The organism is Diaphorobacter oryzae DSM 22780, assembly GCF_059568935.1.
Window position 1 is genome coordinate 232,207 of record NZ_JCANUL010000002.1, and the last position, 12,572, is coordinate 244,778.

Annotated in this window: 12 protein-coding genes; 7 read left to right on the forward strand and 5 right to left on the reverse strand. The window is 67.2% G+C overall.

The window, feature by feature from the left end; genetic code table 11:
• Positions 1–73: 73 nt before the first annotated feature.
• The 4 genes from BP68_RS04260 (at position 74) to BP68_RS04275 (ending at position 4,558) form a co-directional block, all read left to right on the forward strand.
• Positions 74–1,618 (forward strand): P-loop ATPase, Sll1717 family, encoded by a 1,545-nt coding sequence (locus BP68_RS04260; protein ID WP_496369373.1) that lies wholly within the window; start codon positions 74–76, stop codon positions 1,616–1,618.
• Between the two features lie 653 nt (positions 1,619–2,271).
• The gene (locus tag BP68_RS04265; protein ID WP_496369374.1) at positions 2,272–2,661 is read left to right on the forward strand and encodes a VOC family protein; all 390 of its coding nucleotides are present in this window, start codon (positions 2,272–2,274) and stop codon (positions 2,659–2,661) included.
• A 154-nt stretch (positions 2,662–2,815) separates the two neighbouring features.
• Positions 2,816–3,796: a tripartite tricarboxylate transporter substrate binding protein gene (locus tag BP68_RS04270; protein ID WP_496369375.1), complete on the forward strand. Its 981-nt coding sequence runs from the start codon at positions 2,816–2,818 to the stop codon at positions 3,794–3,796.
• Positions 3,797–3,841: 45 nt separating this feature from the next.
• Positions 3,842–4,558, forward strand: a complete 717-nt coding sequence (locus tag BP68_RS04275; RefSeq protein ID WP_496369376.1) for a glutathione binding-like protein — start codon at positions 3,842–3,844, stop codon at positions 4,556–4,558.
• 47 nt (positions 4,559–4,605) lie between these two features.
• Here the strand turns inward: BP68_RS04275 and BP68_RS04280 are convergent, their stop codons facing one another.
• From BP68_RS04280 to BP68_RS04300, 5 genes are all read right to left on the reverse strand, one after another.
• On the reverse strand, positions 4,606–6,693 hold the full coding sequence (locus tag BP68_RS04280; RefSeq protein WP_496369377.1) for an acetate--CoA ligase family protein: 2,088 nt from the start codon (positions 6,691–6,693) through the stop codon (positions 4,606–4,608).
• Between the two features lie 147 nt (positions 6,694–6,840).
• A complete protein-coding gene (locus BP68_RS04285) occupies positions 6,841–7,830 on the reverse strand; it encodes a tripartite tricarboxylate transporter substrate binding protein (protein ID WP_496369378.1) in 990 nt (329 codons plus the stop codon).
• Between the two features lie 43 nt (positions 7,831–7,873).
• Complete coding sequence (locus BP68_RS04290) at positions 7,874–8,239, reverse strand: Zn-ribbon domain-containing OB-fold protein (RefSeq protein WP_496369379.1); 366 nt, start codon at positions 8,237–8,239, stop codon at positions 7,874–7,876.
• A gap of 5 nt (positions 8,240–8,244) precedes the next feature.
• Positions 8,245–9,396 carry a thiolase family protein gene (locus BP68_RS04295; RefSeq protein WP_496369380.1) on the reverse strand — a complete coding sequence of 384 codons (1,152 nt, stop codon included), beginning with the start codon at positions 9,394–9,396 and terminating at the stop codon, positions 8,245–8,247.
• Positions 9,393–10,238: an IclR family transcriptional regulator gene (locus BP68_RS04300; protein WP_496369381.1), complete on the reverse strand. Its 846-nt coding sequence runs from the start codon at positions 10,236–10,238 to the stop codon at positions 9,393–9,395. Before BP68_RS04300 ends, BP68_RS04295 begins: the two co-directional genes overlap by 4 nt.
• Before the next feature lie 236 nt (positions 10,239–10,474).
• On the opposite strand from BP68_RS04300, the gene BP68_RS04305 reads away from it, so the two are divergent.
• The 3 genes from BP68_RS04305 to BP68_RS04315 all read left to right on the forward strand — a co-directional run.
• Entirely contained in the window at positions 10,475–11,215 is a 741-nt protein-coding gene (locus BP68_RS04305; RefSeq protein WP_496369382.1) for a tRNA-uridine aminocarboxypropyltransferase, read from the forward strand.
• Positions 11,216–11,278: 63 nt separating this feature from the next.
• Positions 11,279–11,842 (forward strand): DUF1439 domain-containing protein, encoded by a 564-nt coding sequence (locus tag BP68_RS04310; protein ID WP_496369383.1) that lies wholly within the window; start codon positions 11,279–11,281, stop codon positions 11,840–11,842.
• 233 nt (positions 11,843–12,075) lie between these two features.
• Positions 12,076–12,572: WD40/YVTN/BNR-like repeat-containing protein (locus BP68_RS04315; RefSeq protein ID WP_496369384.1), on the forward strand; the 497-nt coding region annotated here is incomplete at its 3' end.

Consider the following 12,572-nt stretch of genomic DNA (forward strand, 5'->3'; position numbering starts at 1 on the left):
GCGGATAATAAGCGTGGCACAGGGTTGTGTGATTTGTATTGTGTTATGCATTTGCATTCTTGAAGGAAAATAGATGAATTCACTCACTCTAAAAGACATTCCATTTGGAAGTACTGATGCAAAAAACGAGGTGCTCAGCGGTACGCCCGAGGAGGTCGCTCGATTTCTTTCCTCATATGTCACACCGCCGGCATTGAGGGTGGATAGGTTTTTGAAGCGTCAGAAGTATTATGTTTCTGGCTTGAAGGGGACTGGGAAGACAGCATTGCTTCGCTATATTTCTCTGATGCTCGAAAATGAAGGAAACTCATCTTCAAGTTTTGTTCTGTTTAAATCTGAAGTGGACGAGGATTTAAAGAAAGATTTCGCTAAGGCGGCGCGCGTTCAGGTGGTGGAGGAGAATAGTGACTTGCTGGAAGGTGATGATTTTGAGGCGGTTTGGCGTTGGTTTATATATAGAAAGATCGCATCTGCAATTCTGGAAAATGTTGCAAATCCATTTCAGGAAAACGCAAATATTGGAAAATTTGTAGCGCTTGTAAATTCGGAGACGCTTCCTCAAGGGAAAAAAATTAGTCTTATGCGATTGGTTCCAACAATCCGTAAAGGCAACATCGAAATAAGTCACTCGCCAAAGTTGGGGCTGGACTTCGATTGGGATGACAATGGGCGTGCCAAAGTGAATTTCAATGATTTGGTTCGCCGCGCCGATGATGCATTTAAAGAGCTTGATCCCGGCTTCGAAAGGTTGAATATATTTTTCGATGAGCTTGAGCTAAATTACGCCACAAGCAAGCAGTATCAACGCGACTCTCGCCTAGTACGAGACCTAATCGTATCAATCGAGAAGATCAACGCTATCGCTATAAAAAAATCATTTCCACTTTGCTTATATGCGGCCATACGCTCAGAAGTCTTGACCTCCGTGACTTCTCTTGGCAAGGAGATTAATAAGCCAATAGCAGATTTTGGAGTCTCTATCGTTTGGAATAGACCAGGCCTGAGTGCTGAGCAGCAGCCACTATTGAGTATTATAGAGCGGCGCATTAATAATGCTAGGATTGAGCATCAAATGGCTGAGCTGAACCCGGGTGATATTTGGGTTAAGTATTTCCCTCAGATAATTCATAAGAAGAATCCTCAAATATACATACTTCACAACTCTTGGTATAGGCCTAGAGATATTGTCCGGTTGCTTATCACGGTGCAAGATCAATACCCTGATGAGCAGACTTTCGGTGTCCAGGGGTTGGAGGCAGTTCGGAAAACATACTCAACATCCTCGTGGGTTGAATTAACGGAGGAGCTGAAAGTGAAATATAAACCAGAAGAAATTGATGGAATAAAATATCTATTCTATGGCTTTAGACAAATATCCTCGTTTGAGGAGCTGGCTGAAAGAGCGGAAAAAATAAAGAAGGATCACGGTGAAGTAAAAAGCTTGCTTGAGAGGATTCCGCTAAAGGATGTGCTAAAGGATTTGTATAGAATTGGCGTGATCGGAAATATCGATAAAATCGGAGATCGGATGAGATTTTCATTCCGTGGCGATGACGAAATTCTTTTTGAAGATAATATATTTGTACATAATGCATTAAGAGCTCATCTTTCAATTTGAAGGTGCTCGTTTGAGGTTGGCAGTAATGCGGATTATTTTTTGTGATTCGATGGTCTGTGTTTTTGTCTTTGCACTGCAGCGCTAGTTGGTCTTGGCATTGAGTGATCTATTTGCGATAATGCCGTCGGATATTTCTGGCTGATAAGGAGGTCGGCGTTATTTGGCGACCAGCAAGCCTGTTGCGGAGAATTGCGCCATCTACTTGGCGCGATTTTCCGAATCGCGCCAAATCCCGTTGCTTCAGATCCCATCAACTGCTACAGAGCCTGCATGCCATAAGGAGAAACGGGGCTTGACGGGGCTGTTGGCGCTGTACTCGGGTCTTCGCGCCAATGCTTTGCTATCGATAGCGTGTGGCGCTTGCTCCATGGGCGGCAGAGGCCATTTGAACCATGGTTGCCTGGCACACATGGCCCAGTGATCGCGCCAGTTGCTTGCCGCTTTCTGGCTCTTCATGGTCCGTGCATTGAAGGCTGCGGTTCGCAATTGAAGCCGCAATGTCTTGAATGCGCCCCATGGCTGACCCGCCCCCCCCAAAAGCGCACCACAGGCGCCGGCTGTCCACCGCGTGACCCGCAGCCACCCCCAGGGCCACTACGATACGGAGCCCACCATGCCCATGGTGGATTCACCCCACAGGAGACCGATCAACCATGTTCAGCCACGTCATGCTGGGTGCCAGCGACCTCGACAAATCCAAGCAGTTCTACGACGCCCTTCTGGGCGCTCTGGGCTGCAAGCCGGGCTTTACCGACCCCAAGAACCGCACCTTCTGGCGCCAGGCGGGCAACACCTTTGCCATCACCGCGCCCCTTAACGGCCAGCCGGCCTGCCATGGCAACGGCAGCACCATCGGCTTTGCGGCGCAGTCGCCCGAGCAGGCCGATGCCGCCCACGCCGCCGGCGTGGCCGCGGGTGGCGTGACCTGTGAAGACCCGCCGGGCTGGCGCGGCGAGCCCGGCGCCGGTGGCATGTACCTGGCCTACCTGCGCGACCCCGACGGCAACAAGCTGTGCCTGCTGCACCGCCCGCCCAAGGCGTGATGGCGTCTAAACTGCTTCATTATTAATAGCTATTGGCGCTTGATACATAAGCGCCACAAGCCTTTTTGGCCTTGAAAGACCTCGCCCGGCAGGGCGGGGCGTGATGCGGTAGCCTCGGTGCGTACATAACCACCATACGAGGAGACCGCTTCCCATGCCATCGCGCCGATTCCTGCTTGCCGCCGCCACCGCCAGCCTTGCGCTGGGCGCCGCTTCCCTGGCCCATGCGGCCTGGCCCGACAAACCCATCAAGCTCGTCGTGCCCTTCCCCGCGGGGCAGGCCACAGACATCTTCGCGCGCGCCCTGGCCGAGCCGCTGGGCCAGCGCCTGGGCCAGCCCGTGGTGGTGGAGAACAAGGGCGGCGCGGGCAGCAACATCGGCAGCGATTTCGTGGTGCGCTCCACGCCCGACGGCTACACGCTGCTGGTGGCGGGCAGCGCCATGGCGGTGAACCAGACGCTGTACAAGAAGGTGGGGTTCGACCCCACCAAGGACCTGGTGGGCATCTCGCTCATTGCCAAGGTGCCGCTGATCTTCCTGGCCCACCCGGCGTCGGGCATCGCCAGCATGGGGCAGCTCATAGACCGGGCGCGCGCCGCGCCGGGGCAGCTCAACTACGCCAGCGCGGGCATCGGCGGCACGCAGCACCTGTCGGGCGAGATGATGAAGGCGCGCGCCCAGGTGTTCATCACCCACATTCCGTACCGCGGCAGCGGCCCGGCGCAGGCCGACTTTCTGGGCGGGCAGGTGCCGCTGATGGTGGATTCGGTCACCGCCGCGCTGCCCCACATCCAGGCGCGCCGCGCCGTGCCGCTGGCCGTCACGTCGGCCCAGCGCTCGTCGCTGCTGCCCGATGTGCCCACCGTGCGCGAGAGCGGCCTGCCCGCGCTGCGCGACTTCGAGGCCGTGGGCTGGCTGGGCCTGATGGCGCCCAAGGGCACGCCGCCCGAGGTGGTGCAGCGCCTGAACCGCGAGGTGACCGAGCTGCTGCGCGGCGAGGCGCTGGCGCGCTTCATCCGCGAGCGCGGCTCCGAGCCCGCGCCCACCACGGGCCCCGAGTTCGACCGCTTCATTGCCAGCGAAATCCGCCAGTGGGGCGCGGCCGTGAAGGCCTCGGGCGCCTCGGTGGATTGAGCCACCCTTTGCCCGATTCGCAACCGTTTTTTTTGTGGAGCCCTGATGACGACCCCTGCCCATCCGATCACCGCCCATCCCATCGCCGCCAAGTGGCCCGCCAAGCACCCCGACCGCCTGCAGCTGTATTCGCTGGCCACGCCCAACGGCGTGAAGGTGTCCATTGCGCTCGAAGAGATGCAGCTGCCCTACGAGGCGCATCTGGTGAGCTTCGAGACCAACGACCAGTTCTCGCCCGCGTTCCTGGCGCTCAACCCCAACAACAAGATTCCGGCCATCCTCGACCCCAACGGCCCGGGCGGCCAGCCGCTGGCGCTGTTCGAGTCGGGCGCCATCCTCATCTACCTGGCCGAGAAGACGGGCCAGTTTCTGCCGCAGGACGCCGCCGCGCGCTATGAAACGCTGCAGTGGCTGATGTGGCAGATGGGCGGCGTGGGGCCCATGTTTGGCCAGCTCGGCTTCTTCCACAAGTTCGCCGGCAAGGACTACGAGGACAAGCGCCCGCGTGATCGCTATGTGGCCGAATCCAAGCGCCTGCTGGGCGTGCTGGAGCAGCGCCTGGCGGGCCGCGACTGGATCATGGGCGACACGTACACCATCGCCGACATGGCCGTGTTCCCCTGGGTGCGCAACCTGGTGGGCTTCTACGGCGCGGGCGATCTGGTGGGCTTTGACGCCTTCCCCAACATCCAGCGCGTGCTGGCCGCCTTCGTGGCGCGCCCCGCCGTGCAGCGGGGGCTGGAGGTGCCGGCGCGCGGGTGATTGGGCATCAAAACAGGCTATAGCGCTTATCCAGTAAGCGCTAGTAGCTATGCTTTTGATACCTCCACCAGCGCATCGACCACCACAGCGCCTTCGCCCGCGGCGCCCACCATCACCGGGTTGAGGTCCAGCGACGCGATGGCGCCGCGCGCGCCCGCAATCACCCGGCCCACGGCCACGGCGATGTCCGACAGGGCCTGCGTGTCCAGCGGCGGGTCGCCGCGCACGCCGCCCAGCAGCGGCGCCATGCGCAGCGTGCGCAGCGCGGCCTGCACGTCCTGCGCGGAAAAGGGCGGCAGCAGCACGGCGCAGTCCTTGAGCGCCTCCACGTACTTGCCGCCGTCGCCCACCACCACCACGGGGCCGAAGACCGGGTCCATGCGCGCGCCCACCATGAACTCGTGCCGGCCCTTGCGCGTGGCCGCCACGATCACGCCGTCGCGCTGCACGCCCATGGCGTCCATCTGGGCCCAGAAGCGCTCGAACAGCTCGCCGGCCTGCTCGCGCGTCTGCACATTCAGCGCCACCAGGCCGTGCTCGGACTTGTGCGGCACCTCGGCCGAGCAGGCCTTGACCACGGCGGGCGCGCCGATGGCGTCGAACGCCGCGCGCGCCTCATCCGCCGTGCGGCACAGGTGCATGGGCACGGTGGGCACGCCGTGGCGCGCCAGCAGGCCCAGGCTGTCCACCTCGTTCAAAAAGCCCTGGGCGCCGGCGGGTGCCTGCACGTCGGGCAGCGCGGGCCAGGTCGTGCGCGGCTGGCGCATCAGCGCCGTGTGGCCGGCCACCTGGGCCAGCACGGCGATGGCCTCGCCCTCGTTGGGGAAGGTGGCGATGCCGTGGGCGCGAAACGGCGCGGCCACGCCCTCCTGCCAGGCGGCCACGGCCACGGGCTTGGCGGCGGCGGTCTCGAAGGCGGCGGCGTCGCGCGCGAACCGCTCCACGTCGTAGCCCGCGCCGGCCACGGGAATGTTGATGAAGAACAGGTCGGCGGCCGGGTCCTGCGCCACGGCCGGCAGCACGTCGCCGAACAGGCCGCTGTTGGACAGCAGGGCGGCGGTCACGTCGATGGGGTTGCTGGTGGTGGCAAAGCCCGGCAGCTTGGCGGCCACGGCGGCCTGCGTGCCGGCGCCCAGCTCGGCCAGCGGCAGGCCGGCGTCCTCGGCGGCGTCGGCGCCCATCACGCAGCTGGCGCCCGAGTTGCTGATCACTACCAGCCGCCGCCCCTCGGGCCGCCAGCCCTTCAGGTAGGCCTGGGCGGCGCGCGCCTGCTCGTGCGGGTCGCGCACGCGCCAGATGCCGTGGTGTTTGAAGAAGGCGTCCACCGTGCGGTCCTCGTTGGCCAGCGCGCCGGTGTGCGACGACGCGGCCTTCTGCCCGCTGGCCGACCGCCCGGCCTTCACTGCCACGATGGGCAGGTCGCGCTCGCGCGCATAGGCGGCGGTGGCGGCCAGCATGTCGGGGTTGGCGATGTTCTCCAGGTACAGCAGCAGCAGCTTCACGTCGGGGTCGTGGGCCACGGCCCAGGCCATCTCGGCGGCGGTCACGTCGGCCTCGTTGCCCGTGGCGTGCACATGGCGCACGCCCAGGCCGCGCCCGCGCAGCAGGCCGTAGGCCATGGCGCTCATGCCGCCGCTCTGGCTCACGATGCCCACGGGGCCGTCCATGGGCGGCACCTCGATGAACATGGTGGAAAAGCCGGCGATGGCGCCCGTGCCGAAGTTGGCCAGGCCCTGCGTGTTGGGGCCGTACAGGCGCATGCCGGCGGCGCGCGCCTTGGCCACCATGTGGTCCTGCAGCTCGCGCCCGGCGGGGCCCGTCTCGCCGAAGCCCGAGGCGATCACCACCGCCGCCTTCACGCCGCGCGCGGCGCAGTCCTCCACGGCGGCCACGGTCTTGTCGCCGCCCACCACCACCAGGGCCAGTTCGGGCACCTCGGGCAGGGCGGCCAGCGAGGCATAGGCCTTGTGGCCCTGGATCTCCTCGCGCGCCGGGTTCACCGGATAGACCGCGCCCTGGTAGCCGTGGCGCTGCATGTAGTAGATGGGCCGGCCGCCGATCTTGTGGATGTTCTCGGACGCGCCAATGATGGCGACCGAGCGCGGGTTGAGGGCAGAGGTAAGAAGGTCTTGCATTGCAGTGAGAGGTGTTTCAGTTGTCCATGGCCATCGCGCGCAACCCGTGAACCGGCGCAACCCAGGCGAGAGCTGCCGTGCAAGGGCCGCCCCGCCGCACTGGCGGCGTCCCCCTTCCAGGGGGAAGGCGCGAAGCGCCTCAGGGGGTTAGTCGATCTTTGCCCCCGAGGCCTTGACCACCTTGCCCCACTTGTCCACCTCGGCCTGCAGGAAGCCGGCGTAGGCGGCGGGCGCGCTCCAGGCGGCGGCGAAGCCCTGGGCCTCGAAGCGCTGCTTCACCTCGGGGTTGTCCAGCACCTTCTTCAGCTCGGCGTTCAGGCGCTCCACCACCTCCTTGGGCGTGCCGGCCGGCGCCAGCAGGCCGTTCCAGGCAATGGCCTCGTAGCCGGGCAGGCCCGACTCGGCCACCGTGGGAATGTCCGGCGCGCTGGGCGAGCGCTGGCTGCTGGTGACGGCCAGCGCCTTGAGCTTGCCGGCCTTCACATGCGGCATGGACGAGAGCATGGTGTCGAACATCAGATCCGCCTGGCCGCCCATCACGTCGGTGAGCGCGGGTGCGCTGCCCTTGTAGGGCACATGGGTCATCTTCACGCCGGCCATGGCGCTGAACAGCTCGGCCGACAGGTGCGTGGACTGGCCGTTGCCCGAAGACGCGAAGTTCAGCCCGCCGGTCTTGCTCTTGGCCAGGGCGATCAGCTCCTTCACGTTGTTGGCGGGCGTGGCCGGGCTGGTCACGATCACCAGCGGGCCGCTGGTGAGCTGCGACACGGGCGCGAAGTCCTTGGTCAGCGAGTAGTTGAGCTTGGCGAACAGCGAGGGGTTGATGGCGTGCGCCGTGGTGGCCACCACCAGCGTGTAGCCGTCGGGCGCGCTGCGGGCCACGGCCTCGGCGCCGATGTTGGCGCCCGCGCCGGGGCGGTTGTCGATCACGAAGGGCTGGCCCAGCTGCTCCTGCAGCTTTTGCGCCACCACGCGCGCCACGATGTCGGTGGGGCCGCCGGGCGGGTAGGGCACGACCAGCTTCACGGGCTTGTTGGGGTAGTCGCCGGCCCAGGCGAAGGGCGCGGCCGCGGCGCACAGCGCGGCGCAGGCCAGGCCCACGACATGGCGGCGGGCGGTGGTGGAAGTACGGGGCATGCTTGTCTCCTGTCTTTATGGTTGGAAAAGGGACGGGTCGGGGTCAACCGGCCGGTGCAAAGCGCAGCAGCGGCCGGCCCAGGTGCGCGAAGAAGCCGGCGCGCACGCGCTCGCCGATCTGCACGCCGGGGGCCGCGTGGCCCATGAGGCGCGGGCCCTCGTCCAGCTCCACGATCACCAGCGTGTAGGGCGCCAGCGGCCGGAAGTCGTCCGAGGGCGCGCGCGCCACCACCGTGGCGGCGCGCACGGTGGCCGTGCCCGCGGCGTCCTGCCAGTCCAGGCGCTCGTGGCCGCAGCGCTGGCAGGCGTAGCGCGCCAGGGTCTGGGCCTGGCCGCAGGCGGCGCAGCGTTGAAAGCGCACCACGCCCGCGCGCAGGCCGTCGTTGAAGGGGGTTGCCAGCGAGGTCATGGGGTTCAGCCTTCCCTGGAAAGAATCAGGCTCACGTGGGACGACATCACGCCCCCGTCGGCATGGATGAAGGCGCGGCGCGGCGCGCGGATCTGGCGCTCGCCGGCCTGGCCCGTCATCTGGCGCCAGGCCTCCACGGCGTGGGCCATGCCGCCGGCCACGCCGCAGTGGCCGAACGACAGCAGGCCGCCGTGCGTGTTCAGCGGCAGCGCGCCCGTGGCCGCGAAGTCGCCCGCGCGGGCCCGCGCGGCGGCGCCGCCGCGCGGCGCGAAGCCGATCTCTTCGAGCAGCATCACCAGCGTGATCGTGAACGAGTCGTAGATGCCCAGGTAGTCGATGTCGGCGTGGGTCAGGCCGGCCTCGGCGAAGGCCTGCTGCGCCGCCTCGGCCGCGCCGCACCGCAGCACGTCGGCCATGGCCGTGAGGTGCTGGTGGCGGTGCGCCTGGCCCGCTCCCGCCATGCGCACGGCGGGGTGCGGGCCCGCGTCGGCGGACACCACCAGCGCCATGGCGCCGTCCGATATCGGGCAGCAGTCCAGCAGCGACAGCGGCGCGGCGATGGGCTTGGCGGCCAGCACCTCGGCGTGGCTGATGGGCGTGCGCAGGTGCGCCTCGGGGTGGCGCGCGGCGTTGGCGCGCATGAGCACGGCGAACTCGGCCAGGTCGGCGCTGGTGACGCCCGTGCGGTGCATGTATTCCGACGCCATCAGCGCGTAGTACGCGGGCACGCTGGCACCGTTGGGCACCTCGAAGTCGGCGTCGCCCACCTGGGCCAGGGTCTGGATGGAGCTGTCGCGCGACTGGCCCGTGAGGCGGTTCTCGCCCGCCACCACCAGCACGTTGCGGCAGCGGCCCGACTGCACCAGCTCGCGCGCCGCCATCAGCATGGCCGCGCCCGTGGCGCCGCCCAACTGCATGCCGTGCGCGTAGCGCGGCGCCAGGCCGAAGCGTTCGCACAGCAGCGTGGACAGCATCAGGTGCGGCAGCGTGGTGGCGTAGCCGCACAGCACGCCGTCGATGTCGGCGCGCGCAAGCTGCGCGCTTGCCAGGGCCTGGCCGGCCGCGTCGGCCATCAGGTCCAGTGCGCCGCGGCCCTCGTGGCGGCCGAAGGCGGTGCTGCCCGCGCCGCGCAGGTGGGCGGGGAGGGGTGAATTCATCGCAGGTTCTCCTTGGAATGGCCCGGCGCCGGGCGCGGGCGGGTGCGCATGGCCTCGGCCCAGCGCACCTGGCAGACGGTGGATTCGTGCAGCAGCGCCTGGGCCAGCGCCGCCTCGCGCGAGAGGATGCGTTCGTTCAGCGCCGCAATGCTCAGCGCCGCCACGGGGCGGCCCTCGGGGTCGAGGATGGGCACGGCGATGCCGCCCATGCGCTCCACCACCACGTCCAGCAGCAGCACGTAGCCGCGCGCCCGCGCGTCGGCGATGCGCTCGCGCAGCAGCGCGGGCGTGAGGCGCGGGTAGCGGCTCATCTGGCCGGACAGAATCTCCAGCGCCGCCTCGCGCTCGGCCTCGGGCATCCAGGCCAGCAGCGCCAGGCTGCCCGCGCCCGCGCCCAGCGGGCGGCGGCTGCCCACGCGCAGGTAGTTGGCGCGGATGGCGTAGGTGCCTTCCTCCACGTCGATGCACAGCGACTCCACGCCGCTGGGCAGCGACAGCACCACGCTGTCCTCGAACTTGCCCACCAGCCGCAGCAGGCTGGGGCGCGCCAGCGGGCGCGGGTCGAAGCGCCGCAGCGCCGCGGCGCCCAGCACCATCAGCTCGGGCCCGAGCGAGAACTGCTTGCTCTGCGCGTCGCGCATCACGAAGCCGTCGCGCACCATCACCTCCAGCAGGCGCAGCGCCGTGGCCTTGTCTAGGTCGGCCGCGGCCGCGATGTCGGTCAGCCGCGCGTTGCCGCCCTCCGACATCACCCGCAGCACGCGCATGGCGCGCTCCACGGTGGACGTGCTGCCGCCGGGCGTGTGGTTCACCACGGCTTTGGGACGGGAGGCGGGAGGCATGGGGGTTGTTTCTTTGGGTGAAACGTTTGTTGGCATGAAATTTAGGCCTGTGCAGTGGTGGTGGTCAAAATCCGCAATTGAAATTTCAACCAATAAAACACTTGCCGCGCAATCCCAGGGCTTACCCTGAGAAACCCGGTGCCGCAGCGCCCGCCCGGGCTTGCGGGACAATGCGCGGCTTGCCCGCCCACCGCGGCCCCGCCCGGGCGACCGCGCCCCCTTCGCCGCCTGCTCCAATGCCCCATGCCGTTTCCCTGCTGCGCGCCGCGCGCCTGGCCCGCAGCGCCAAGCCCTTCCTGGCGCGCGGCGGCTCGCGCCGCGAGCGCTGCGCCGGCTGCCGCCTGCCGCTGGAGCACTGCATGTGCCCGCTGCGCCCGCAGGCCGCCACGCGCGCCGGCGTGTGCCTGCTGATGGCCGACACCGAGCCGCTCAAGCCCAGCAACACCGGCTGGCTGATCGCCGACGTGGTGCCCGACACCTTTGCCTTCGGCTGGGCCCGCACCGAGGTCGACCCGGCGCTGCTGGCCCTGCTGGCCGACCCGCAGTGGCAGCCCTACGTGGTGTTCCCCGGCGAGTTCGTCGACCCCGCGCGCTTGGTGCATGCGCCGCTCGCGCCGGTGCCGCCCGCGCCGCCGGCCGCCGCCGCGGCCCGGCGCCCGCTGTTCGTGCTGCTGGACGCCACCTGGCCCGAGGCGCGCAAGATGTTCCGCAAAAGCCCCTACCTGGACCGCTTTCCGGTGCTCAGCCTGGAAAGCGGCGCGGTGTCGCGCTACCGGCTGCGCCGCTCCACGCGCAGCGACCACTTCTGCACCTCCGAGGTCGCGGCCCTGTGCCTGGAGCAGGCCGGCGAGGCGCGCGCGGCCGCGCTGCTGCAGGCCTGGCTGGACGTGTTCAGCGAGCGCTACCTGCAGGCCAAGAACCAGCGCCCCCCCGACCCGGACAGCGCCGTGCACCAGCGGCTGCGCGCGCTGGGCTGACACAGCGGGTTGCAGCGCCGCCCGCGCGGGCCCGCACAATGGGGTCTCTCACCCCGCACCGCCATGCAACGCCGAACCCTTCTTGCCACCCTGGCCGCCGCCTGCACCCTCGCCGCGCTGGCGGGCTGCGCCAGCGCGCAGCCCAGCTACACCATCAGCGCCGCGCAGCTGCAGCAGGCGCTGGCCAAGCGCTTTCCGCGCAGCTACCCGGTGGCGGGCCTGCTCGATCTGCAGCTGCAGCAGCCGCGCCTGACCCTGCTGCCCGAGCGCAACCAGCTCAACGCCGTGCTGGACCTGGCGGCCACCGGCCCGCTGCTGCAGGCGCGGCGGTACACGGGCGCGTTCGACGTGGACTTCGGCCTGCGCTACGAACCCTCGGACCACAGCATCCGCGCGCACAACCTGCGCGTGAACGCGCTGCGCCTGGACGGCCTGCAGCCCCCCGCGGCCGCGCTGCTGCAGCGCTACGGCCAGCAACTGGCCGACCAGTCGCTGCGCGAGGTGGTGCTGCACCAGCTGACCGGCGCCGACCTGGCGCTGGCCGACGGCCTGGGCGTGCAGCCCCAGAGCATCACCGTCACGCCCCGGGGCTTGGTGGTGCGCCTGGGGGGCCAGTCCGCGCCTTGATGCTATCGTATTGATAGCTTATTGCGCTTGCCTGTAGGGCGTTTTAGCCACTTTTGATGGTGATTTGCGGCGCTGCGCGGTGTCGGTACGCGCAAGCCCGCCGCAGCGGCGGGCGCACGGCGGCGGGCCCGCAAATTACCCAATTTCAGGGATACCCAAGGGGCGCCGGCGTGGGTAGCCTGCGGGGTTTCTTACTTCTGACACCCCTGGTAACTATTGCCATGCTCCATCACATGAACGCCCCTCCCACCACCTGGCTGGCCCGCTGGCTGCTGGCCCTGTTGCTGCTGTGGGGGCTGGGCGCGGCGCCGCGGGCCTGGGCGGCCGATGCGTGGCAGCCTACCGGTGGGCCGTCCGGGGGGACTGTCACTGCCTTGGCCATCGACCGGGCGGCGCCCTCGACGCTGTTTGCGGGCACTGGGGGCAGCGGCGTTTTCAAGAGCCTGGACGGCGGCGCCACCTGGGTCGCGGCCAGCAGCGGGCTGGACAACCTGGATGTGCGTTCCCTGGCGCTGCATAGCGATGGGCAGACGCTGTTCGCGGGCACTGCGCACGGCGGCGTTTACAAGAGCCTGGACGGCGGCGCCACCTGGGCCGCGGCCAACAGCGGGCTGGGCAACCTGGATGTGCGGGCCCTGGCGCTGCATAGCGATGGGCAGACGCTGTTCGCGGGCACTTGGGGCGGCGGCGTTTACAAGAGCCTGGACGGCGGCGCCACCTGGGCCGCGGC